The sequence below is a fragment of the Micromonospora sp. NPDC002411 genome, assembly GCF_053592955.1.
In genome coordinates this window covers 1-20,912 of record NZ_JBSFBM010000081.1, presented here as the reverse complement: position 1 = coordinate 20,912, position 20,912 = coordinate 1, and the positions used below count along the sequence as shown (strand labels likewise).

The following is a 20,912-nucleotide window of genomic DNA, read 5'->3' as shown; positions in this document are numbered from 1 at the left end:
GCCCACCCGGGCCAACGTGAACCCGGCCAGCACGCTGGAGGTGAGATAACCGACAGTGCCGGCGGTGAGCACCCAACCGACCGCCTCGGTCGGTACGTCGAAGTCGCCCCGGATCGAGGGCCAGCCCACCCCGAGCAGGCTGTCCGGTAGACCGAGGCTGACGAACCCGAGGTAGGCCAGCAGGAGCAGCGAGGCGCGGGGGCGTGGTGGTGTGGTGGACACGAGGCACCATCCTGCCGCAGAGGCACCCTAGCGCGGTCGGCACCGGGGCGCCCGCCACGGAAAGAAGTCGTGTCCGGACGGTCGAGAAAACGGACAGCTCATCCAGAATCGGCCGATCGGAGGACGGCAATCCGGCGTGTACGCGTAAGAATTCCGGGATGCATCAAGGCTCCGGAGTTCTCTCCCCGCGTCAGCGCCGGCTCGCCTGGCTCGGCTTCCTGCTCGCCGCGCTGCAGGCGCCCGTGTCCGCCTGGCTCGTCGCCGACGAGTCGTGGCTGTTCAGCCTCTGTGTCGCGCTGATGGTGGCCACTGTGATCATCGCCGACGACGCGGCACGGCGTCGGCCGGCCGACGCGACAGGCGACTAACCTTCCCCGCCCGGCCGGGCTTCGTGCCCCGGCCGACCCGGGCTGCGGCGGCGCTCCTTCATCTCCGCCTCGTAGAGGTGCCGTCGCCCGCCCACCAACTCGTCCCGGGCCTGCTGGTCCAGCTCCCGGAACAGCGCGTGGTAACCGTCGTCGAAGTCCTCGACGATCTGGAACGTCCACCGCCCGGCGATGACGTTGCGGCCGCGCAACTCGGTGCCGATCCGCTCGGCGAGCCGCGGATGCCCGGCGGCGCGGAACTGCTCCACCGCGTCGTCGAGCATCAGGTCGGCATGCCCGATCAACTGGTGCATCGAGTACAGGTGCCCCCGGGCCCGCTCCACGCACTCCAGCGCCTCGCTGAGCTTGCCGAGCGCGGCGACCGTCGCGTCGCTCACGCCGGCTGGCCGCCGGTGCTGCTCGTCAGGTCCGTCCACCTGCTGTTCCATGCCTGCCTCCGTGCCGTATGGCGCCATTCGCGGGTGCTGTTCCTGCTGCCCCGTCTGTGCCGGATCAACCCCCACGGTCAGCGCTGGTTCGCCCAGTGGCGCTGCCGACATCCGCCGAGCGGCCGAGGTCGAGGCGGTCACCGGTCGGTTAGCCTCGGTCACCATGCGTGTGCCGTTCACCCGGGTCGCCCCCCGTACCGCCGTCGACTCGGCGCGGTCCACCCTGGCCGCCCTCACCGTCTCCGTCGGCACCGTCGGGCTGGCCGCCGCCGCCGCGCGACCGGGGCTGCTCGCCCTCGTCGACCAGCACGCGGCTGCCGTACGGGACAGCCTCGACGGGGACCGCCAACCGCTGAGCCCGGCGATGCTCGCCGGCTACGCCGAGGGGGTCCGCGAGGCCGCCCTGGAGCACGGGTGGACGCCGCCGGACGGGCCGGTGGACTGGAGTCAGCCGGAGTGGCTGCTCACCCGACTGCTCGCGGTCTGCGCGCTGGCCCGCTCGCTCGACCGGGCCTGATCCGCAGGCCAGCCCGGTCACGGCGCGAGGAGGACGTCCCGCATCGTCCGCGGAACGCCCTCCCCACCAGCCGTGCCGTTGCGCCCGCTACGAGCGGTACTGCTGGGCTTCGTCCACCCGAGGCATGGCCTGGGTGCGGTCCCCGCCGCGGTCGGCCATCTGCCGCTCCACGTCGCTCCGCCCGGCAGTGCTGGCCTGACGCTGCTGCTGCACCGCCCGGGCCTCCTCGGCCGCCCGACGCAGCCAACCGTCCCAACGGTTCTGCATCGGCTTGACCAGACCACCGCCGACACCGACGATCAGGATGCCGGCCACCGTGGCGAGCACCGCGATCAGCACCGGGGTCGTCACCGTAGTGGCGATACCCACCTGGTTCAGCGCGGCGATCACACCGAGAGCGATGATGAAGATCGCCGTCAGGTCGGCCAACACCTTGCCGTACGAGAGCCCTCCCAGCGCGCCGGTGACCAGATCCCGGACGGCGTTGGCGATCGCGGCCGCCACCACCACGATGACGATCGCGATGAACGCACGCGGCAGCCAGGCCACCACGCCGCTGATCAGGTCACTGATCGCGTTGGGTCCCCAGACTCCGAAGGCGAACTGGAGCGTGAACAGCAGTACGGCGTAGTACGCAAGTCTGGCCAGGATGTCGCTGGCGTCGTACTTCGTTCTCTCCAGGGCCCGTTTGATCCCGCCGCGTTCGACCGCTTGGTCGAAGCGCACCCGTTCCAGCACCGTATCCACGATCTTGAGGACGGCTCTGGCGATGAGCCAGCCGACCACGAGGATGACGATGAAGGCCACTGCCTTCGGGATGAAGAGCAGCACTGACCTCCAGGTGTCGGCGATGGCATCGCCGATGTCGGCCTGCCGGACCGCGAGGGTTTTCAGCATGATGTCCCTCCTGTCGCATGGACTGCGCCGGGCGCATACCCGGCAACCGGTGCGGCAGTCCGCGCAGAGCGCCGCCATTTTTGCGACAAGCCACCCGACAGGGGCCCTGAACTGCCCGAACGCCCCCCGCGGCCGGGGACGGCGACGGCTCACCGCCATGATCGGATGCCTTTTCCCACCGGCCGACTAGGCTGCGGACATGCCAGGAACGGTCGGGCGAGTCCCCACGCCAGCAACTCCCGGCCCGGGCGCGTCCACCGGGTCCGGTGCGGTCGCTACCGTGCTCGCCCACGACTGGGCTGGCACCCCCCTGGGCCCACCGGAAGGCTGGGACGTGGCGGTCCGGGCCGTGGTCGAGCTGATCGCCGCCTCACCGATGCCGATGGCGCTGGCGTACGGCGACGACCTGGTGCTGCTCTACAACGCCGGCTACGGCGAGTTGCTGGGCACCAAGCACCCGAGCGCCCTCGGTCGCCCGGCCGCCGAGGTGTTCGCGGAGATCTGGGCGCTCCCGGGCGTCGGTGCGGTCATCGAGCGCTGTTACCGGCAGGGGGTGCCGTTCCTGGAGAAGGAGTCGACGCTGCCCCTGGTCCGTGGGCACTCCGCGACAGTGGAGCAGGCGGTCTTCACCAGGGGATACTCGCCGGTACGGGACAGCGTCGGGCGGATCGTCGGCGTGTTGACGGTCGCGGCCGAGACCACTCACGTCACCGAACAGTTGCAGAGTCTCAGCGAGGTGGCCGCTGCGCTCGCCGGCACGCTCACCCTCGACGACGTGGCCCGGGTGGCGCTGCGGTACGCGATCACCACGTTCGACCCCGACCAGGCCTCGTTCGTCGTGGACGAGGGCGGCGGCGGTTGGCGCATGGTGCGCCGGGTGCGCGGCGAGTTGCTGGACGAGGCCGACGAGCGACTCCCTCCGCTCTGGCGGCGCGCTCCGGCGGACTGGTCGTCGCCTGTGGTGCAGGCGGCGCGCTCCGGTGGCCCGTCGTTCGTCCGGGACGGGCAACCGCTGCGGGACACCGCGGTGGACCGCCACGACCAGAAGGTACGCTCGATGGCGGCCCTGCCGCTGGGCACCTCGGTGGTGCGCGGCGGGCTGGCGGTCGGCTACCAGATCCCGCACACCTGGTCGCCGGCCGAGCGGGCGCTGCTGGCCGCCTCGGCCGAGCTGATCGGTCAGGCCGCCGAGCGGGCCCGCCGCTTCGAGACCCAGCACGGCACCGCCCAGTTGTTGCAGCGCAGCATGCTGCCGGAGCATCTGCCGGACCTGCCCCGGCTGCGGATCGCGGCCCGTTACGACCCGGGGGTCGACGGCAACGCCGCCGGGGGCGACTTCTACGACGCCTTCCTGCTGCCCAACGGCGCGCTCGGCGTGGTGCTGGGCGACGTCGCCGGCCACGACGTGCAGGCCGCCGCGCGGATGGGACAGGTCCGCGCCGCGCTACGCGCGCTGGCTCTGGCCGATTCCGCGCCGGACACCGTGCTGGCCGGGCTGGACCGGCTGGTGAGCAGCCTGGGCGTGGAGGCCGGCACACACGAACTCTTCGTCACAGTGGTGTTCGGGGTGATCGACGCGGAACGGCGGGAGCTGACCCTGGCCAGTTCCGGGCACCCCGCGCCGCTGATCCGTCGCGGCGACCCGGGGGGCCGCTCGCACGCCGAGTATCTCGACGTTCCCGCCGGTCCTCCGCTGGGTCTGGGCGGCCGGCCGGGCACCGTGACGGTCCCGTTCCGCCCCGGTGACACCCTGCTGCTGTTCAGCGACGGGGTGGTGGAACGCCGACGGCACAGCCTCACCGTCGGGCTGACCACCCTCCGCGACGCCGTCGCGAAGGCCGGCAGCGGTGACCCGCGCGCCCTCTGCGCGGTGGCAACCGCGGCGGTTCCGGGCGGCACCGAGGACGACGTGGCCGTGCTGGCGGTCGAGCACGCCCTCAAGCCGAGCCGGTCGGCGAGCATGGAGATGCCCGCGGAGCCGACCGCGCCCAGCCGGGTCCGGCACTGGATGACCGGTCAGCTCACCGACTGGCAGGTGGCCGAGTCGGTGATCGGGGCGGCGGTGCTGTGCACCAGCGAACTGACGACCAACGCATTGCTGCACGCCGGCACGGCCGCCCGGGTGGAGATCGACCTCAGCCCCGAACGGCTGCTCGTCTCGGTCGCCGATTCCGGCACCCGGGGCACCGTGACCCGGGCCCGCACCGACACGTTGAGCAGTCGCGGGCGCGGTCTGGGCCTGATCGAGGAACTCAGCGACGCCTGGGGCACCGACCCGTCGGTCCGCGGCTCCACGGTCTGGTTCGAGATCCGCACCCGAAACGCCGACGCCGCCTGAAGACCGCCCGACCGGGTAGGAGGACGCCCATGCGTACCGACAAACCCGCCGGAGTCCTCTTCGACGTCGACGGCACTCTGGTCGACACCACCTACCTGCACACGGTGAGCTGGTGGGAGGCGTTGCGCCAGACCGACCATCCGGTGCCGATGGCCGTGGTGCACCGCTCGATCGGGATGGGCTCGGACAAACTCCTGGACCACCTGCTCGGCCCCGAGCGGGACCGCGACGCCGACTCCAAGCTGCGCGACGCGCACGACACCCTGTACGCCGAGTACTGGGAGCGGCTCACACCACTGCCCCGGGCCGCCGACCTGCTGCGCGCCTGCGCGGAGCGGGGGATGCGGATCGTGCTCGCCACCTCCGCGTCGGAACCGGAGGTCGGCGCGTTGCGCCGGGCGCTGGCCGCCGACGACGTGATCGACACGATCACCTCCTCGGCGGACGCGGAACAGAGCAAGCCAGCCCCGGACATCCTGGTCGCGGCGCTGGAGCAGTCCGGGTTGGCGGCCGAGCGGGTGGTCTTCGTCGGTGACTCCGTGTGGGACGTCGTCGCGGCCGGCAAGCTGGACATCCCGTGCGTGGGGCTGACCTGTGGCGGCACCAGCCGGGGCGAGCTGGCCGGCGCCGGCGCGGTGGCGGTGTACGACGACCCGGCCGCGTTGCTGGGTGAGTTGGCGGAGTCGCCACTCGCCCGACCGAGAGGGTGAGCATCACTCCGGCTGGCCCGCCGGTACGCGCTTAGCGGGGGGCATTGCGGGGCAAGGTCTGTCACCACCTGCCCGCGCCTCGCGGGTGCGGCCGAAAGGTGGTGCCGTGGAGCCGGTAGATCTGGCGTTCGCGCTGGTCGGTGTGGGCGCTCTGCTCGCGGGCATCCTCCCGCGGGTCCTGGAGCAGCGTCCACTCTCCATGCCGATCGCCTTCCTCGCCCTCGGCATGCTGGTGTTTTTGCTGCCGGTGGGGCTACCGACACCCGACCCGCTGGCCCACCCGGAGCTGGCGACCCACCTCACCGAGATCGGCGTGATCGTCGCACTGATGGGCGCCGGGCTCAAGATCGACCGACCGTTGAGTTGGCGGCGGTGGTCGTCCACCTGGCGGCTGCTGGCGATCGCGATGCCACTGTGCATCGCGGCTGTCGCCCTGCTCGGGTGGTGGTGGGCGGGGCTGGTGCCGGCCGCCGCCCTGTTGTTGGGCGCCGCGCTGGCCCCGACCGACCCGGTGCTCGCCGCCGACGTGCAGGTCGGTGAGCCGACGGATGTGGAGGATTCCGAGGACGAGGTCCGCTTCGCGTTGACCTCCGAGGCCGGGCTCAACGACGGGCTGGCGTTCCCGTTCGTCTACGCCGCCATCGCGATCGCCTCGACCAGCCTCGCCCCCCGCGAGTGGTTCGTCGAATGGTTCACGGTGGACGTGCTGTGGAAGGTGGGCGTCGGCGTCGGCGGCGGTCTCCTCATCGGCTGGCTGCTGGGCAAGTTGTTCTTCCGCGCGCCCAGCAAGCTACGGCTGGCCCGGCACGCCGAGGGTTTCCTGGCGCTGGCCGCCACGTTCCTCGCGTACGGGCTGGTGGAGGTGGTCGGCGGGTACGGCTTCCTGGCGGTGTTCGTGGCCGCCCGGGCGATCCGGGCCGCCGAGCGGACCCACGAGTTCCACTCGGTGCTGCACGACTTCGCCGAGCAGGTCGAACGGCTGCTCACCCTGGTGTTGCTGCTGCTGCTCGGCGGCGCGATCGTGGGTGGCCTGCTCATCCCGCTGACCTGGTCGGCGGCCGCCGTCGGGTTGGCGCTGGTGTTCCTGATCCGGCCGCTGTTCGGCTGGTTGTCGCTGCGCGGGGCGCCGGGACGGCCGGCCGAGCACTGGGTCATCTCGTCGTTCGGCATCCGCGGCGTCGGCTCGTTCTACTACCTCGCGTACGCCACCACGAAGGCCGACTTCCCGCAGGCCGAGCTGCTCTGGGCGACCGTCGGCCTGGTGGTGCTCGTGTCCGTGGTGGTGCACGGCATCACGGCGACACCCGTGATGCAACTGCTGGACCGGGAGGGCGAGCGGACGTCCGACCCGGCCGAGCGGGACAGCGACGCCCGGCCCGTCGCGGCGGCCGGGCACTCCTGACGACCTGTTCAGGTCAGGCGGGCGACCAGGGCACGACCGAGGTCCCGGCCGGAGCGCCAGGCGGTCTGGACCTGCGGCTTACCGAACGCGTCGCCGGCCAGGCCGATCCCGTCGGCGTCGAGGTGGTGGGTGGCACCGGCGGTGTGGGCGGTCGGCTTCGCGTACGTCCACCGGTGCACGTGCACGTCGACGGCCTGCTCGGGAAGGCTCAGGAGGTCGCGGACGGCCTGCTCGACGGCCGGTCCGGCCCCGGTGGGCTGGGCCAGGTGACCGGCGGCGAACTCCGCGACGGTGTGCGCGACCAGCACCGGAGCACCGTCACCACGCCGGTCACCGTCGTCGCAAACGAGGCTGAGCACCGGGTGGTCGTTGACGAACGCGCCCCGGAAGTCCGGCCACCGCCGGGTCGGGAAGCGCAGCACTGCGGCCATCGTCGGCGACCAGCCCTGCGCCTGCACGACCCGTGTGGCGTCAGCCAGGGCGGGGTCGAGCAGCAGGGCAGCCTGCGGGCCGGGCATGGCCAGGGCGACCGCCGCGCACGGCTGGCCGTCCACCGTCGGCCCGGGCTCGACGGTGAGCACCAGCCGGTCGACGGTCACCGGCACCGCGCTGGCCAGGTGTTCGACAAGCGACCGCAGCCCGCGCGGCGCGGCGAAGCGCATCGGTCCGGGTACGTCCCGACGCCCGTCACGGTCGTACGACTGGAAGGTGTCGGTCCATTCGCGGACCAGGCCGGCGGCGCGCCACTGCTCGACCACGGCGGTGAAGTCCGGGTCGTCGGCGGTGAAGTACGCGGCGCCGATGTCGGCGGGGCGGCCGCCGAAGCGTTTGCTGGCCATCCGGCCTCCGCAGACGTGCCCGCGCTCCCGGACCTGCACCGGCACCCCGGCGCGCACCAGTTCCACAGCGCAGGCCGTCCCGGCGATGCCCGCTCCGACCACCACCACACCTGACCGGTCCACCGTCATCCGCTGATCGTAAGCGGCGCGCGATGGCCGATCCCGGGCTGGACTCGCCGTTGCCCCCGCACACCCGAGCAACTTCCCGGATGGTGCTGTCTCAGACCCGCCGGAGACAGCAACATCCCTGATGTTGCGCGGATGGTGGCGACGAGCGCCCGGGACGGGCGAGCGGGGCCGGGGCGCATGAACCGCCGATGATCGGGGTACTGGCACACCTGTTCGAAGAAAGGGTGATGACGATGACGGACCGCGACAACCAGCAGGCCGACCAGAACGCCGCGATCAAGGACCCGGACGAGTGGGTCACCGGCGACGAGCCGCCCACCGCGGCGCAGGAGTCCTACCTGCACACGCTCGCCCGCGAGGCGAACGCGGAGATCCCGGCCGACCTGACCAAGGCCGAGGCCTCCAAGCAGATCGACGAACTCCAGGCGGAGACGGGCCGAGGCCAGTAAGACCCCGCAGGACGCACGTGCGCAGGACCGTCGCGCGGTCAGTCGCGGGTGACCCGGCGCAGCGTCACCTCGGTCAGGCGGCCGGCGCTGATCGTGGCGCTGAGGTAGGTGGCGTGCGGTTGGGAGCGCCGGTCGGTGGGTGACCCGGGGTTGAGCAGGCGCAGCCCACCGGGTGCCTCGGTGTCCCACGGGATGTGCGAGTGCCCGAAGACCAGCAGGTCGACGTCGGGGAAGAGAGCGGCACACCGCTTCTCGCGTCCGGTCCGTGGGCCGGTCTCGTGCACCACGGCGACCCGCAGGCCGTCGAGGTCGACCCGGGCCACCTCCGGCAGCCGGGCGCGCAGCGCCGGCCCGTCGTTGTTGCCGTACACCCCGACGAGTCGGCGCGAACGCGCTGTCATCGCGTCGAGCAGCGCCTCGTCCACCCAGTCGCCGGCGTGGACCACCACGTCCGCCGCCTCGATCGCGGCCCAGAGCGGGCCGGGCAGGTCCCGGGCCCGCTTGGGTACGTGGGTGTCTGCCGTGAGCACCAACCGCATGCCGGCATTCTCCCCCGCGCCCCGGTGCCGCCCGCCGGCAGCCGGCGGTTCAGGAACGCGCCGGACTGAAGTGCTTCGGCGGCATGCCGAGACCGCGCAACGCGGGATCCCGCTCGACGTCGGTCAGCACACCGGCGGCGTTGATCAGGCCGATGTGGGAGAACGCCTGGGGAAAGTTGCCCAACTGCTCGCCGGTCAGCGGGTCGATCTGCTCGGCGAACAGGCCCAGGTCGTTGACCCGCCCCGCCAACTCCTTGAACAGAGTGTGCGCCCGGTCGCGGTCGCCGGCCAGCGCCAGGCAGCACACCAGCCAGAACGAGCAGATGAGGAAACCGGCCGGGTCGCCGTCCCATCGCCGCAACAGGCCGTCGTGCGACAGCCGGTCCTCCACAGCGTGAATCGTCGAGCGCATCCGCGGGTCGTCGGCCCGGAGGAACCCCACCAGCGGCATCACCAGCACCGAGGCGTCCAGCTCGTCGGACTCGAAACTCCCGGTGTACGCCTGGACGCGCTCGTTCCACCCCCGTTCGAGCACCTCGGCGCGTACCTTGTCGCGGGCGGCCGCCCAGCGGGCCACGTCGGGTGCCTCGCCGAGCCGGTCACCGAAGCGGACCGCCCGGTCGAGCGCGACCCAGCACTGCACCTTCGACGACACGTGGTGGTGTTCGATGCCACGTTCCTCCCACATCCCCGCGTCGGGCAGCTCCCAGTCCCGAGCGGCCTGGTCGGCGAGCACCCGGAGGACGTGGCGCACCTCCTGGTCCAGCGGCACCAGCCTGTCGCGCATCAACCAGGCGGCATCCATCGCCTCGCCGAAGATGTCGGTCTGCCGCTGCTGCCAGGCGTCGTTGCCGATCACCACCGGCGGGCTGTCGCGGTACCCGCCGAGCTGCTCCAGTCGGTGCTCGGTGAGGTCCCGCTCCCCCAGCACCCCGTACATGATGGGCACCGGCTTGTCGTCGACCCGGCCCATCGCCCGGCCCAGCCAGGCGAACTGCCGCTGCACCTCGGAAACGCACGTCGAGCGCCACAGCGCCCGCAGGGTGAGACTGAAGTCGCGCACCCAGACGTAGCGGTAGTCGTAGTTGCGGTCCCCGCCGAGCTTCTCCGGCAGTGAGGTGGTCACCGAGGCCACCACCGCGCCGCTGGGCCCGTACGTCATGCCCTGCACCACCAGGCGGCTGCGCCGCACCTCTTCGGCGTAGAGGCCCTGGTACTCGTGCTCGTCGGCCCAGGACCGCCAGCCGGCCACGGTGTCGGCGATGGTCTGGTCGGCGTCCGGCACCTCGGGCAACGGCGCGTCGTAGGTCGGGGCGTACCCGAGGGTGAAGTTGTGTGTCGTGCCGGCGCGGACCGTGAACGTGGCGGTGGCCTCGCCGTCGCCGGGGGTGAATCCCACACTGCACCGCAGGGTGAGCCGGGCGGCGCCGGCGATGGCCTCCAACATGTCGTCCCGCTCGACCAGGTACGCGATGGTGCGGCCGTACTCGAAGCGCGGCCGGTAGTACGACCGCATCGGCACCTCACCGGACAACCCCTCGACCGAGCGGACCAGCACCTGCGGCGAGTTCACGCCGATGTCGTGACCACGAGCGCCGGGCTCGAAGGCGAGCGCGTCGGTGAGCGCCACCTCCCCCTGTCCGGTGCGGAAGACCGTCCGCAGCACCAGGGTGTCGTCGAGGTAGCGGCGTTCGACCGTGTAGTCGCCCTCCGGACGGATCGACCAGTGCCCGGCGCCGTCGTCGAGCAGCCGCGCGAACACCGACGGGGCATCGAACCGGCCCGGGCACCACCAGTTCACCGAGCCGGTGTGGTCCACCAGCGCCGCGCTGCGGCCGTCGGCGAGGAAGCCGTAGTCGCTGATCTGTCCGCTCTGCACCTGCGTACCTACCCGGGCTGGTCGGACCCATGCCCCAGGGCGCAGCGGCCGAAGCACGCCGGCCGGCGTTACCGCCGGCCGTGGGCGGGAACCCCGGAAGCTGACGAGGGAGGATGCTCATGACGTCAGCTTCGGGGCCGACCGCCGCGTGGCGGCCCGGCACACAGGGTGGCGACCTGCTTCCGTCCGGGCCGGCCGGCCGGCCGTCGACGCCGGCCGGTGACGGCCACGGGCCGGAGGCCGGTCCGCCGACCGTGACGATCGGCTCGTACCCGGACTATCCGGCTGCGCAGCGGGTCGTCGACTACCTGGCCGACAACCGTTTCCCGGTGGAACACAGCGCCATCGTCGGCACGAACCTCAAACTTGTGGAGACGGTGCTCGGGCGGATGACCACCGGTCGCGCCGGCCTGCTCGGTGCGGGCACCGGCGCCTGGTTCGGGCTCTTCATCGGTCTGCTGTTCGGCATCTTCACCGTCGGCAACTGGCTGGCGGTGATCCTGGTCGGACTGGTCATCGGTGCGATCTGGGGTGCCGTGTTCGGCGCGGTCGCCCACGCCATGACCGGCGGACAGCGCGACTTCACCTCGGCCAGCTCACTGCGCGCCGGCCAGTACGCGGTGATCGTCGACGCGCAGCTCGCCGACCAGGCACGTCAGCTGTTGGCCCGGATGCAGGTGCCGGGCGCGAACGCCCGCTGAGCCACGACCTGACGACCGCCCGTCCCGGCAGCGCTCGGGGCGGGCGGCCGTTCAGTCGTGGTACGCCAGCTCGCCGGCGCGGATGTCGACAGCGACCCGGTTCTCCGGCGGTGCGAGTGGGCAGGCCCAGCGGTCGTCATAGGCGCAGCTCGGGTTGTAGAGATAGTTGCCGTCCAGCCGGACCCGGTCGCCGGGCAGCAGCTCGACGCCCCGGCCGAAGGTGCCCTTCACGGTGTCGGTGAGGTACCGCCCACCCCCGTAGGTGTCCTGCCCGCAGGTGCCGTCGCGCACCGGAACGAACAGTCCACCCCCGTACGCCTCGATCCACCACAGGGTCAGTGGTCCCCACGGCGTCTCGGCCACCGCCACCCGCCGGTACGCGACCACCCCGTCCGGGCCGCCGGTGTCGATCCGCAGCTCGCCGCTGGCCGGTCGCAGCGGCGCCTCCACCACGGCGTCCGGGTTGGCGGGGAAGTAACGGACCCCGGTGAAGTCGGCTCGCTCCGCCGGCGGGATCGGACTCTGCGGGTGGGTGGCGAACAGCTCGTCGCGCTGCGCACGGAACCCGGTCAGGTCGACGTCGGACAGGTACAGACGGGCCACCCGCTCCCGCCAGTCGGCCAGCTCAAGGTCGGTCAGCATGCCGTGGCCTCGTCGACAGACAGCTCGCCGGACCGGATGGGCCTGCCACACGCCTGGCAGCGCACCTCGGCGACGAACACCTCGCCGCAGACGTCGTGGATGAAGTCGACCCTGGGCACGTCGTCGTCACTGTAGGTGTCACCCCAGCGCTTGAGCACGAGGATGGCCTGCCCGAGATCCTTGCCCTTCTGGGTGAGTTCGTACCCCGCGACTTTGCCGTTCTCGGCGGCACAGGCCTGGAGGATGCCGGATTGGGCAAGCTTGCGGAGTCGGGCGGCGAGAACGTCCCTGGGTGCGCCGACGGCGCGAAGGATCTCGGTGTACCGGGAGGCGCCGAATGCGAGCGCTCGCACGATGTGCAGCGACCACCTGTCGTTGACTGCGTCGAGCGCCACAGCGAGAGAGTCCCGCTCTGGTTTGGATTTCAAACCGTCGGTGCTACGGTTCGTTTGGTTGGACATTCAAACCACACTACCCGAGGAAGCACCCATGACATCGCCACCTGAATCACGTACCGGCGCAGCAACTCTCGTCGACCAACGCCGAGCCTGGACGACACTCGTCATCACCGGACTGATCATCGGCACCGCCTTCATCGCGATCTATGTCGGACTGCAACGCAACCCCGAGCCGAGCCGACTGCCGATCGCCGTGGTCAGCGAGCAACTGTCGAACAACGCCCAGGCCGGCTTCGGCAACGCCGTGGCCGTCACCGAGGTCGCGAGCGTCGCGGACGGGCGGGCCATGGTGCGACACGGCGACGCCGTCGCCGTCCTCGGCGCGCCCTCCCCCACCACGCTGACACTCGACTACGCCGGCGCGAGCGGGTTCAGCGAGAGCGGCGCCGCGCGTCAACTCGCGGCCGGCCTCGCCACGACGAAGGGGGCGACCGTCCAGGAGAACGACATCGTGCCGCTTGCGACCTACGACAGCCGAGGTCTCTCCGCCTTCTACGTGGTGTTCGGCGTCACCCTGTCGTCGTTCGTCCTCGCGCAAGGGCTCACCGCCGCGACCGCGAAGGTCCGTCTTCGCCACCGCCTCTACGCGATGGGCGGATTCGCCGTCGCAATCGGTGTGATCGCAGCGACCGTCGCAGGCCCCGTCTACGGCTCACTGACGGCCCCGTTCCCGCTGCTCGCCCTCTCGCTCATCCTCCTGTCCGCCGCGAGCGCCTTCACCACGAAGGCTCTGGGAGCATGGCTCGGGCCGGCGGGCATCGCCCTGGCCGTCCTCACCCTCACGACGATCGGCAATGCGACGAGCGGAGCCACGATCGGGGTCGACCTGCTACCGCAATGGGCGCAGGCGATATCGGGAAAGCTCCCTCCGGGCGCTGCCGTACGAGCGGTCAACAACTTCGGCTACTTCTCCGGCGCACACACCGTGGCGCCCCTCGCCATCCTCACGACCTGGTTCCTGGCGGGCCTCGGATTCGTCCTGCTGCGGCAGCGGACCGCCCGACGCCGCCCGCTCACCATCGAGGCGGGACGATGACCGCCCGGGTCAGCCCGCTCGGCCGTCAACGCGACGGCCAGTTGCTCAGGACGGCGTCGAGGGCATCCAACGTGCGGGCCCACGAGTCGTCGGTCGTACGGGGGGTGTGCCGGAAACTGCCGGTCTTCTCCAGGCTCACGAACCCGTGGAACGTGCTGTGCATCATCCGCACCGCGTCGGTCTGGTCGGGCTCGGCGAGGCGGTAGCCGCGCAGGATGGCCCGGGTCATCTCCGCATGCCGAACGCCGGCGCTCGCCATGGCGGTCTCCGGGTCGAGGTCGATCTGCATCGCGGCGTAGCGGCCCGGGTGTTGCCTCGCGTAGTCCCGGTACGCGTTGGCGAAGGCCACCAGCGCGTCCTTGCCGGCCCGACCGGCGAGGGCGGTGGCGACCCGGTCGGCGAGTTCCGCCAGGGCCAGCAGAGCGATCCGGACGCGCAGGTCCCGCGCGTTCTTGATGTGGAAGTACAGGCTCGCGTCCTTGACCCCGAAGTGGCGTGCGAGGGCGGCGACTGTCACGTTCTCCACGCCCACCTCGTCGGCCAGCGCGGCCGCGGCCAGCGTCAGGCGCTCGGCGGTAACCCCGGCACGTGCCATCCAACACACTCCCAACCTATCCCTAATAATCACTTGCCTAGGGTGGCTAGGCTACTGCCTATGTTGGCCCTGACCGAATCCGTCATCCGCTCATCCTTCGTCAATTGCAGTCGGGGCGAGGCGAAGCGGCTGGCCGTACCCAATGATCTTGAATTGCGTCCGTGGGACGACCTCGACTTTCTCGGCTGGCGGGACCCGTCCGCACCACAGCGGGCCTACCTGGTGGCCGAAACCGACGGCGGGCTGGCCGGGGTGGTGCTGCGGGCTGCCACGCACCAGACGGGGCGCGTGCGGCACAGCATGTGCTCGTTCTGCTTGACCACCCACCTGGGCGGAGGCGTCTCGTTGATGACCGCCCCCAAAGCCGGCCCGAGCGGGCGGCAGGGTGATTCCGTCGGCACGTACCTGTGCTCCGACCTGGCCTGCTCGCTCTACCTGCGGGGCAAGAAGCACGCCGGGCCCCCCGCGCCCGAGCCTCTGCCCCTGCCGGAGAGGATCGACCGCGTGCGGAGCGCCCTCGCGACATTCCTCTCCAAGGTCACCGACTGACGGGTCGAGGCGAGCGGGGCGGCCGAGGGCCGAAGCGTGAACGGTTCCCGCCCGCCTCCGGCTAGCGGTCGGTGGCCAGGCGGGCGTGCAGGTGCTCGTCGTAGCGGCGGCCGTCGCCGTACCGGTACGACTCGCGCAGCGTGCCCTCGGCCCGGTAGCCGGCCCGGTCGGCCACCCGACAGGAGGCCGGGTTGGCCACCGCGTGACACAACTCCACGCGGTGCAGCCCGAGGTCGACGAACGCCCAGTCAGTGAGCCGGAGGACGGCGCGGCCCGCCACCTGACGCCCTCGGGCGGCGGGCACCGTCCAGTAGCCGATGGACGCGTCGCCGTCGTGGATGCGGTGCAGCGACACCGAGCCGAGCAGGCCGCCGTCGACCGCCGAGGTCACCGCCATCGAGGCGTGGTCCCCGGCGGACCAGTCGGCGCGGCGGCGCACCCAGGACAACGCGATCTCGTCGTCGATCGGGCCGCCGCCCTGCGGGTTCCACTGGGCGATCGCCGGGTCGCGCAGGGCCTCGCGCACCGCTGGGGCGTCCTCGTCCCGCCAGGGACGAAGCAGCAGGTCTTCGGCGGTGAGTTGTACGTGTTCCACGAGGCCGGAGTCTGACACATCGCGCACCAGCCGCGCCGCCGAATTGTCGACCACTTCTTTCAAAGCTGCACGAAGTGGGTGCCTCGTGCCGAAAAGGTGATCCAGACAACGCGCAGGAGCACTAGTTAAATTTTTAACGAGTGCTATCGTCAACCGCATGACCGAGAGCCTGGACAGCACCCGAGAGGCCGCCTGGCGGGCCTACATCGAGGCCAGCCAGCGTCTCTACACCCAGCTGGAAGAAGACCTGCGCGCCGAGAGCAATCTCAGCTTCGCCGACTACCACGTGCTGGTCCTGCTCTCCGAGGCACCGGGGCAGCGACTGCGGATGGGTGAGCTGGCCAGTCGACTCATCTTCTCGCCGAGCCGACTGACCTACCAGATCTCCTCGATGCAGCGCCGCGGCATGGTCAGCAAGGAGCCCTGCCCGGACGACCGACGCGGCAGCGAGGCGGTCCTCACCGCCGCCGGGCTGCTCGCACTTCGGGACGCCGCACCGCACCACCTGGCGTCGGTGCGCACCCACCTGATGGACGACCTCGACGATGCCGAGGTCGCCTGCCTCACCCGGGTCTTCGGCCGGATCGGTGACCGCCTGCGGGCGTCCCGCTCCGGTTCGACCACCCATGCCACGAGCTAGGAGCCTTCGATGCCCGCGATCACCGTCGACAACGTTCTCGTCCTCCCCCGCCTGCCCCAGCTGGAGGAGTCCACCACCTTCCGTCCGGTCCGCACGGTGACCACCGCGCCCAGCGGCTTCGAGGGCGAGGGCTTCCCGGTCCGTCGCGCCTTCGCCGGGGTGTCGACCACCGACCTGGACCCGTTCATCCACCTCGACCAGATGGGCGAGGTCGACTACGCGCCGGGTGAGCCGAAGGGCACCCCGTGGCACCCGCACCGGGGCTTCGAGACGGTCACCTACATCATCGACGGCGTCTTCGACCACCAGGACTCGCACGGCGGTGGCGGCACCATCACCGACGGCGACACCCAGTGGATGACGGCGGGCAGTGGCCTGCTGCACATCGAGGCGCCGCCGGAGCACCTGGTGATGAGTGGCGGCCTCTTCCACGGCACCCAGCTCTGGGTCAACCTGCCCCGTTCGGCCAAGATGAACCCGCCCCGCTACCAGGACATCCGGGGCGGCGAGTCGGCACTGCTCACCACCCCCGACGGTGGCGCGCTGATCCGGGTCATCGCCGGTGAGATCGCCGGGCACCGCGGCCCGGGTTCGACCTTCACCCCGATCACCATCACGCACGTCACCGTGCAGCCGGGGGCTCAGGTCGACCTGCCCTGGCAGCCCGAGTTCAACGCCCTGGTGTACGTGCTCGGCGGGCGCGGCACGGTCGGCACCGACCGGCGGCCGGTGCGTACCGGCCAGCTCGCGGTGCACGGTCCGGGTGACGCGCTGCGATTCAGCGCCGACGTCGCACAGGACAGCAACACCCCGGCGCTCGACCTCTACATCATGGGAGGTCAGCCGATCCGGGAGCCGGTGGCACAGTACGGCCCGTTCGTGATGAACACCCGGGACGAGCTGATCCAGGCCTTCGAGGACTTCCAGGCCGGACGTCTCGGCGTGATCCCCAGCGAGCGGCTGCCGCACACCGGCGGCCAGGGCACCCGGCCCTGACGAGGGCCCGTGCCAGGGTCGTCAGACCCGCCTGACGGCAGGTCGCCACTGCGATCGACGCCGACGCTCCCGCATCACCGCCGGGGCGTCGGCGCCGCCTCAGGAGACCGCGAATATCCCGGCGACGCCCAGAATCACCATCAGCAACACCGCTACCAGCGCACCCCGTTCGCTCTCCACCGCCGGCTCGCGGTCCTCGGTCACGGGATTCGTCATGTCGCGGGGCATGGTGTGGCCTCCTCGGCTGTCGTCGCGTCGCTCTTCGATGACGTTGACCAGGTCACTGGTCCGTCGGCCCGGCGTGCGGACCGGGGTCGCTCGTCCTACCGTGAGGACGTAGCCGACCTCCAGGGGGCTGGACGGTGCCATTGCAGGACTGGTTTCTCACCGCTGAGGAACGCGCCAACCCGGTGTCTGGGTTACCCGTCTGGACCACGGGAAACCTCGCTGAGCCGTTGATTCACGGTGCCGCGTACTTCGACCGACTGGTCGACGAGGTGCAGGCGCTGGGCCCCGGTGACCACCTGTTCTTCACCGACTGGCGGGGTGACCCGGACCAGCGGCTGCGCCCGGACGGCCCGACCGTGGCCCAACTCTTCGCCCAGGCCGCGCAGCGCGGCGTGGTGGTCAAAGGGCTGATCTGGCGCTCGCACCTCGACGTGCTGGCCTACAGCGAGGCGGAGAACCGCGACCTCAGCGAGACGATCTCGGCAGCCGGTGGCGAGGTGCTGCTCGACCAGCGGGTCCGGCGCGGCGGGTCGCATCACCAGAAACTCGTGGTGTTGCGGCACCCGGACGCACCGGAACGGGACATCGCGTTCGCCGGCGGGATCGACCTGTGCCACAGCCGCCGCGACGACGCCGATCACCATGGCGACCCGCAACCGGTACAGATGTCCCCCCGCTACGGACCCACCCCGCCCTGGCACGACGTCCAGCTCGCGGTACGCGGTCCGGTGGTCGGCGCGTTGGACACGCTGTTCCGGGAACGCTGGACCGACCCGATGCCCCTGGACTCGGAGAACCCGATGGCCTACCTGCGGGACCGGCTGCGCGGCGCGGACCTGCGCCCGGACCCGCTGCCCGAACAACCGGCCGATCCACCGCCCTGCGGTCCGCACCAGATCCAGGTGCTGCGCACCTACCCCGCCGTCCGCCCCCGCTACTCGTTCGCCCCCGACGGCGAGCGGACCGTGGCCCGGGGTTACACCAAGGCGGTGCGCCGCGCCCGCCGACTCATCTACCTGGAGGACCAGTACCTCTGGTCCGCCGAGGTCGCGGACCTGTTCGCGCACGCACTGCGGGACAACCCGGATCTGCACCTGGTCGCCGTGGTGCCGCGGCACCCGGACGTGGACGGCCGGCTGGCGCTGCCACCGAACATGGTCGGGCGGGAGCAGGCGCTGTCGCTGTGCGAGCGCGCCGCACCGGACCGGGTGCACGTGTTCGACGTGGAGAACCGCTCCGGCGACCCGGTCTACGTGCACGCGAAGGTGTGTGTCGTCGACGACGTGTGGGCCAGCGTGGGCAGCGACAACTTCAACCGCCGGTCCTGGACGCACGACAGTGAGTTGTCCTGCGCCGTGCTCGATGAGACCCGCGACCAGCGGGAGCCCACCGATCCGGCAGGTCAGGGAGACGGCGCTCGGGTCTTCGCCCGGGACCTGCGGCTACGGCTCTGGCGCGAGCACCTGGATCGTGATCCGGACGGCGCGGACGACGCCGACCTGCTCGACCCGGCGGACGCCGTCGCGGCTGTCACCGCTGCCGCCGACGCGCTCCAGCGGTGGTACGACGGCGGTCAGGTGGGCGAACGGCCGCCCGGACGGCTGCGCCCGCACCGCCCCGAGCGGCTGCCGTGGTTCACCAGGGCGTGGGCGTTGCCGGTGTACCGGCTGGTCTACGACCCGGACGGCAGGCCACTGCGGGCGAGGCTGGCCGGCACCTGGTGAACAGGTCGGGCCGGCTCCGGCGCGGCGACCGGGTGCACCGTCAACCCGCCGGGATAGGCGAACGAAGAACGCGGCGAGTAGTAGCCGAAGCCGATGGTCAGCGGGTTGGCCGGGCGGAGCGCGTACATCGGGTGCCCCGGTTGGAGGAACTCCACCGACTCGATCTCGAACGGGGCGACCGGCTCGGCGACGAACGGGTACGCCGAGCTGAGGAGCTGGCCGTCACGACGGGTGAAGTAGCGGTGGTGCCCGCTGCTGATCACGTGACCGGTCTCGCCCACCCGGCAGCGTGCCCGGATCAACGGGGCCCCGTCGATCTCCGTCTCGGAGAGCAGGTCCTCGCCGCTCACCTCGATCCTGGTCCGCCCGGAGAGCACCGGGGCGCCACGGGCGGCGGCGTACTCACGGACCCGCCGACTGGAGGCCACGTAATGGCTCCACCAGCCCCCCGGGTTGAGGCCACCGGGGGCGTCCACGCCCACCAGTGAGACCCCGAGGTAGGTCAGCGAGTACGCGCCGAAGCCGGAGGTCTGTGTCTCGTCATCCACGATGTACTGGTTGAGGAAAACCTGACGGTCGGGGCGGGGGCACAGCCCCGGCGGAACCAGTGCGGCGACCGCGTCCGGGTCCGCCGGCAGCCAACTGAAGTAGAGCGTTCGACTGTTCAGGACGAGCTGGGGAGCGGCTGGATCGAGCACGGTGCCTCCGAACCGGGTGTGTACAGGCGACGCTACGGCCGGTCCCGCCAGCGGGACAACGACGGATAGGCGACACTCCTGCCCTGATGTCGGATTTCATGTTGACCGGTTGGGGCGGGACGACGGCCGGTCGGTCAGGCCGGAGGGATGACCGGGTGGCGAAGCGCAGCCGCAGAACGGGTAAGGATCCTCACAGCCAGACCGCATAATGCCGGATTTGCTGCCTTTGTTGCTCAACACACCTTAAGTACATCAGCCTTTCGGCTAGATTTCTGCGAGACGATCAGGTTAAGGTGACTCCCGAACGGCCCATAGAAAGCTAAACCAAAGAGTCACACCTTTTTGTCCGCGGACGAGGTGCAGGGAGGACCACCCATGACCGCGCCAACGATCACTGAGCAGCAGAGCACCGCCGTGAAGGCACCCGCAAAGCTTGACCCGCGCGCTCTCACCGACAGCGCCGCCGACCTGCTCAACGCCATGGCGGCGCTGCCCGCCAACCACCCGTCGCGCGCCGCCCTGCGGGACCGCGCGATCGAGGCCTGGCTGCCGCTGGCCAACCACCTGGCCCACCGCTACAGCGGGCGCGGCGAGCCGACCGACGACCTGGCCCAGACCGCCGCGGTCGGCCTGATCAAGGCCATCGACAAGTTCGACCCCTCCCGTGGTGTCGACTTCGCCGGCTACGCGATCCCCACCATCATCGGCGAGCTCAAGCGGCACTTCCGGGACCGCACCTGGGACATCCGCGTGCCCCGCCGGCTCCAGGAGCTGCGGCTGGCCATCTCCGACGCCAACAGCTCGCTCCTGCAGACCCTCGGCCGCTCGCCGACGGTCGCCGACATCGCCGCCCACCTCAAGCTCACCGAGGAAGAGGTCCTGGAGGGCCTGGAGGGCGCCCGCGCGTACAACGCGGTGTCGCTGTCCACCCCGACCGGCGACGGCGAGCGGGCCACCGAGCTGGGCGACATGCTCGGCGGCGAGGACAACGAGTTCGAGCTGGCCGAGCTGCGGGTCGCCCTCGGCCCGGCGCTGGCCACCCTCGACGAGCGCGAGCAGAAGATCCTCACGCTGCGCTTCTACGGCAACCTGACCCAGTCGCAGATCGCCGACCAGATCGGTGTCTCGCAGATGCACGTCTCCCGGCTGCTGACCCGGGCGCTGACCAAGCTGCGCGGCCAGCTGGACGGCACGTACTGAGCGAGTGACGAAGCGGAGGGCCGGCCGCCGTGGCCACCTGCAACGCCTCGTGCCAGGCGGTCATCGCCCGGCCCTGATCACCGAGGGTCTCCTGGGCCTGCCCGGCGAGCAGCAG

At 71.2% G+C, this 20,912-nt stretch carries 24 protein-coding genes and 1 pseudogene; 13 read left to right on the top strand and 12 right to left on the bottom strand.

Going from position 1 to position 20,912, the window contains the following annotated elements:
- Positions 1 to 222: pseudogene (locus ACWCO3_RS12685) on the bottom strand (MFS transporter); the annotation flags it as partial.
- A 158-nt stretch (positions 223 to 380) separates the two neighbouring features.
- Between ACWCO3_RS12685 and ACWCO3_RS12680 the strand changes: the two are divergent.
- Entirely contained in the window at positions 381 to 590 is a 210-nt protein-coding gene (locus ACWCO3_RS12680; protein ID WP_145784015.1) for a hypothetical protein, read from the top strand.
- Here ACWCO3_RS12680 and ACWCO3_RS12675 read toward each other — a convergent pair.
- On the bottom strand, positions 587 to 1,036 hold the full coding sequence (locus ACWCO3_RS12675; RefSeq protein WP_145784017.1) for a hypothetical protein: 450 nt from the start codon (positions 1,034 to 1,036) through the stop codon (positions 587 to 589). The two genes, ACWCO3_RS12680 and ACWCO3_RS12675, sit on opposite strands and share 4 nt — an antisense overlap.
- Positions 1,037 to 1,199: 163 nt before the next feature.
- Between ACWCO3_RS12675 and ACWCO3_RS12670 the strand changes: the two genes are divergently transcribed.
- The gene (locus ACWCO3_RS12670) at positions 1,200 to 1,553 is read left to right on the top strand and encodes a DUF6401 family natural product biosynthesis protein (RefSeq protein ID WP_145784019.1); all 354 of its coding nucleotides are present in this window, start codon (positions 1,200 to 1,202) and stop codon (positions 1,551 to 1,553) included.
- An 87-nt stretch (positions 1,554 to 1,640) separates the two neighbouring features.
- Here ACWCO3_RS12670 and ACWCO3_RS12665 read toward each other — a convergent pair whose 3' ends face one another.
- Entirely contained in the window at positions 1,641 to 2,450 is an 810-nt protein-coding gene (locus tag ACWCO3_RS12665) for a mechanosensitive ion channel family protein (RefSeq protein WP_145784022.1), read from the bottom strand.
- A gap of 199 nt (positions 2,451 to 2,649) precedes the next feature.
- On the opposite strand from ACWCO3_RS12665, the gene ACWCO3_RS12660 reads away from it, so the two are divergent.
- The 3 genes from ACWCO3_RS12660 to ACWCO3_RS12650 all read left to right on the top strand — a co-directional run bounded on the left by ACWCO3_RS12660 (position 2,650) and on the right by ACWCO3_RS12650 (position 6,900).
- On the top strand, positions 2,650 to 4,788 hold the full coding sequence (locus ACWCO3_RS12660) for an ATP-binding SpoIIE family protein phosphatase (protein WP_145784024.1): 2,139 nt from the start codon (positions 2,650 to 2,652) through the stop codon (positions 4,786 to 4,788).
- A gap of 29 nt (positions 4,789 to 4,817) precedes the next feature.
- Entirely contained in the window at positions 4,818 to 5,498 is a 681-nt protein-coding gene (locus ACWCO3_RS12655) for an HAD family hydrolase (protein WP_450009959.1), read from the top strand.
- A 106-nt stretch (positions 5,499 to 5,604) separates the two neighbouring features.
- Entirely contained in the window at positions 5,605 to 6,900 is a 1,296-nt protein-coding gene (locus ACWCO3_RS12650) for a cation:proton antiporter domain-containing protein (protein WP_450009957.1), read from the top strand.
- A gap of 8 nt (positions 6,901 to 6,908) precedes the next feature.
- Here ACWCO3_RS12650 and ACWCO3_RS12645 read toward each other — a convergent pair whose 3' ends face one another.
- On the bottom strand, positions 6,909 to 7,847 hold the full coding sequence (locus ACWCO3_RS12645; protein WP_358052216.1) for an NAD(P)/FAD-dependent oxidoreductase: 939 nt from the start codon (positions 7,845 to 7,847) through the stop codon (positions 6,909 to 6,911).
- 254 nt (positions 7,848 to 8,101) lie between these two features.
- On the opposite strand from ACWCO3_RS12645, the gene ACWCO3_RS12640 reads away from it, so the two are divergent.
- Complete coding sequence (locus ACWCO3_RS12640) at positions 8,102 to 8,317, top strand: DUF3072 domain-containing protein (protein ID WP_145784032.1); 216 nt, start codon at positions 8,102 to 8,104, stop codon at positions 8,315 to 8,317.
- 38 nt (positions 8,318 to 8,355) lie between these two features.
- Here ACWCO3_RS12640 and ACWCO3_RS12635 read toward each other — a convergent pair whose 3' ends face one another.
- Positions 8,356 to 8,856, bottom strand: a complete 501-nt coding sequence (locus ACWCO3_RS12635) for a metallophosphoesterase family protein (RefSeq protein ID WP_450009955.1) — start codon at positions 8,854 to 8,856, stop codon at positions 8,356 to 8,358.
- Positions 8,857 to 8,905: 49 nt separating this feature from the next.
- Positions 8,906 to 10,735: a glycoside hydrolase family 15 protein gene (locus tag ACWCO3_RS12630; protein ID WP_450009953.1), complete on the bottom strand. Its 1,830-nt coding sequence runs from the start codon at positions 10,733 to 10,735 to the stop codon at positions 8,906 to 8,908.
- A gap of 119 nt (positions 10,736 to 10,854) precedes the next feature.
- Here ACWCO3_RS12630 and ACWCO3_RS12625 point away from each other — a divergent pair, with 119 nt between their 5' ends.
- Entirely contained in the window at positions 10,855 to 11,436 is a 582-nt protein-coding gene (locus ACWCO3_RS12625; protein WP_145784039.1) for a general stress protein, read from the top strand.
- A gap of 51 nt (positions 11,437 to 11,487) precedes the next feature.
- Here ACWCO3_RS12625 and ACWCO3_RS12620 read toward each other — a convergent pair whose 3' ends face one another.
- The gene (locus ACWCO3_RS12620; protein ID WP_357932581.1) at positions 11,488 to 12,075 is read right to left on the bottom strand and encodes a DUF1684 domain-containing protein; all 588 of its coding nucleotides are present in this window, start codon (positions 12,073 to 12,075) and stop codon (positions 11,488 to 11,490) included.
- Positions 12,072 to 12,539 (bottom strand): winged helix-turn-helix transcriptional regulator, encoded by a 468-nt coding sequence (locus tag ACWCO3_RS12615; RefSeq protein ID WP_357840982.1) that lies wholly within the window; start codon positions 12,537 to 12,539, stop codon positions 12,072 to 12,074. Before ACWCO3_RS12615 ends, ACWCO3_RS12620 begins: the two co-directional genes overlap by 4 nt.
- 28 nt (positions 12,540 to 12,567) lie before the next feature.
- On the opposite strand from ACWCO3_RS12615, the gene ACWCO3_RS12610 reads away from it, so the two are divergent.
- Entirely contained in the window at positions 12,568 to 13,572 is a 1,005-nt protein-coding gene (locus ACWCO3_RS12610) for a hypothetical protein (RefSeq protein ID WP_358163751.1), read from the top strand.
- A gap of 25 nt (positions 13,573 to 13,597) precedes the next feature.
- Here ACWCO3_RS12610 and ACWCO3_RS12605 read toward each other — a convergent pair whose 3' ends face one another.
- Complete coding sequence (locus ACWCO3_RS12605; RefSeq protein ID WP_145784043.1) at positions 13,598 to 14,167, bottom strand: TetR/AcrR family transcriptional regulator; 570 nt, start codon at positions 14,165 to 14,167, stop codon at positions 13,598 to 13,600.
- A 60-nt stretch (positions 14,168 to 14,227) separates the two neighbouring features.
- Between ACWCO3_RS12605 and ACWCO3_RS12600 the strand changes: the two genes are divergently transcribed.
- Positions 14,228 to 14,716, top strand: coding sequence for an FBP domain-containing protein (locus tag ACWCO3_RS12600; RefSeq protein WP_145784046.1), 489 nt, complete (start codon positions 14,228 to 14,230; stop codon positions 14,714 to 14,716).
- 61 nt (positions 14,717 to 14,777) lie between these two features.
- Here the strand turns inward: ACWCO3_RS12600 and ACWCO3_RS12595 are convergent, their stop codons facing one another.
- Complete coding sequence (locus tag ACWCO3_RS12595; protein ID WP_145784048.1) at positions 14,778 to 15,311, bottom strand: GNAT family N-acetyltransferase; 534 nt, start codon at positions 15,309 to 15,311, stop codon at positions 14,778 to 14,780.
- Between the two features lie 157 nt (positions 15,312 to 15,468).
- Here ACWCO3_RS12595 and ACWCO3_RS12590 point away from each other — a divergent pair, with 157 nt between their 5' ends.
- Complete coding sequence (locus ACWCO3_RS12590; protein ID WP_145784050.1) at positions 15,469 to 15,951, top strand: MarR family winged helix-turn-helix transcriptional regulator; 483 nt, start codon at positions 15,469 to 15,471, stop codon at positions 15,949 to 15,951.
- Between the two features lie 9 nt (positions 15,952 to 15,960).
- Positions 15,961 to 16,947: a pirin family protein gene (locus tag ACWCO3_RS12585; protein WP_145784053.1), complete on the top strand. Its 987-nt coding sequence runs from the start codon at positions 15,961 to 15,963 to the stop codon at positions 16,945 to 16,947.
- Between the two features lie 99 nt (positions 16,948 to 17,046).
- On the opposite strand, the gene ACWCO3_RS12580 is transcribed toward ACWCO3_RS12585, so the two are convergent.
- Positions 17,047 to 17,316: a hypothetical protein gene (locus ACWCO3_RS12580; protein ID WP_145784055.1), complete on the bottom strand. Its 270-nt coding sequence runs from the start codon at positions 17,314 to 17,316 to the stop codon at positions 17,047 to 17,049.
- Here ACWCO3_RS12580 and ACWCO3_RS12575 point away from each other — a divergent pair.
- Complete coding sequence (locus ACWCO3_RS12575; RefSeq protein ID WP_145784057.1) at positions 17,310 to 18,899, top strand: phospholipase D family protein; 1,590 nt, start codon at positions 17,310 to 17,312, stop codon at positions 18,897 to 18,899. The two genes, ACWCO3_RS12580 and ACWCO3_RS12575, sit on opposite strands and share 7 nt — an antisense overlap.
- Here the strand turns inward: ACWCO3_RS12575 and ACWCO3_RS12570 are convergent.
- The gene (locus ACWCO3_RS12570) at positions 18,848 to 19,597 is read right to left on the bottom strand and encodes a hypothetical protein (protein WP_145784059.1); all 750 of its coding nucleotides are present in this window, start codon (positions 19,595 to 19,597) and stop codon (positions 18,848 to 18,850) included. The two genes, ACWCO3_RS12575 and ACWCO3_RS12570, sit on opposite strands and share 52 nt — an antisense overlap.
- A gap of 375 nt (positions 19,598 to 19,972) precedes the next feature.
- Here ACWCO3_RS12570 and ACWCO3_RS12565 point away from each other — a divergent pair, with 375 nt between their 5' ends.
- Positions 19,973 to 20,797, top strand: coding sequence for a SigB/SigF/SigG family RNA polymerase sigma factor (locus ACWCO3_RS12565; protein ID WP_145784061.1), 825 nt, complete (start codon positions 19,973 to 19,975; stop codon positions 20,795 to 20,797).
- Positions 20,798 to 20,912: the final 115 nt, after the last annotated feature.

Coding starts and splice junctions, on each gene's coding strand:
- ACWCO3_RS12680 (WP_145784015.1), top strand. CDS start 381: ATGCATCAAGGCTCCGGAGTTCTCTCCCCGCGTCAGCGCCGGCTCGCC.
- ACWCO3_RS12675 (WP_145784017.1), bottom strand. CDS start 1,036: ATGGAACAGCAGGTGGACGGACCTGACGAGCAGCACCGGCGGCCAGCC.
- ACWCO3_RS12670 (WP_145784019.1), top strand. CDS start 1,200: ATGCGTGTGCCGTTCACCCGGGTCGCCCCCCGTACCGCCGTCGACTCG.
- ACWCO3_RS12665 (WP_145784022.1), bottom strand. CDS start 2,450: ATGCTGAAAACCCTCGCGGTCCGGCAGGCCGACATCGGCGATGCCATC.
- ACWCO3_RS12660 (WP_145784024.1), top strand. CDS start 2,650: ATGCCAGGAACGGTCGGGCGAGTCCCCACGCCAGCAACTCCCGGCCCG.
- ACWCO3_RS12655 (WP_450009959.1), top strand. CDS start 4,818: ATGCGTACCGACAAACCCGCCGGAGTCCTCTTCGACGTCGACGGCACT.
- ACWCO3_RS12640 (WP_145784032.1), top strand. CDS start 8,102: ATGACGGACCGCGACAACCAGCAGGCCGACCAGAACGCCGCGATCAAG.
- ACWCO3_RS12635 (WP_450009955.1), bottom strand. CDS start 8,856: ATGCGGTTGGTGCTCACGGCAGACACCCACGTACCCAAGCGGGCCCGG.
- ACWCO3_RS12625 (WP_145784039.1), top strand. CDS start 10,855: ATGACGTCAGCTTCGGGGCCGACCGCCGCGTGGCGGCCCGGCACACAG.
- ACWCO3_RS12615 (WP_357840982.1), bottom strand. CDS start 12,539: ATGTCCAACCAAACGAACCGTAGCACCGACGGTTTGAAATCCAAACCA.
- ACWCO3_RS12610 (WP_358163751.1), top strand. CDS start 12,568: ATGACATCGCCACCTGAATCACGTACCGGCGCAGCAACTCTCGTCGAC.
- ACWCO3_RS12605 (WP_145784043.1), bottom strand. CDS start 14,167: ATGGCACGTGCCGGGGTTACCGCCGAGCGCCTGACGCTGGCCGCGGCC.
- ACWCO3_RS12600 (WP_145784046.1), top strand. CDS start 14,228: ATGTTGGCCCTGACCGAATCCGTCATCCGCTCATCCTTCGTCAATTGC.
- ACWCO3_RS12590 (WP_145784050.1), top strand. CDS start 15,469: ATGACCGAGAGCCTGGACAGCACCCGAGAGGCCGCCTGGCGGGCCTAC.
- ACWCO3_RS12585 (WP_145784053.1), top strand. CDS start 15,961: ATGCCCGCGATCACCGTCGACAACGTTCTCGTCCTCCCCCGCCTGCCC.
- ACWCO3_RS12580 (WP_145784055.1), bottom strand. CDS start 17,316: ATGGCACCGTCCAGCCCCCTGGAGGTCGGCTACGTCCTCACGGTAGGA.
- ACWCO3_RS12565 (WP_145784061.1), top strand. CDS start 19,973: ATGACCGCGCCAACGATCACTGAGCAGCAGAGCACCGCCGTGAAGGCA.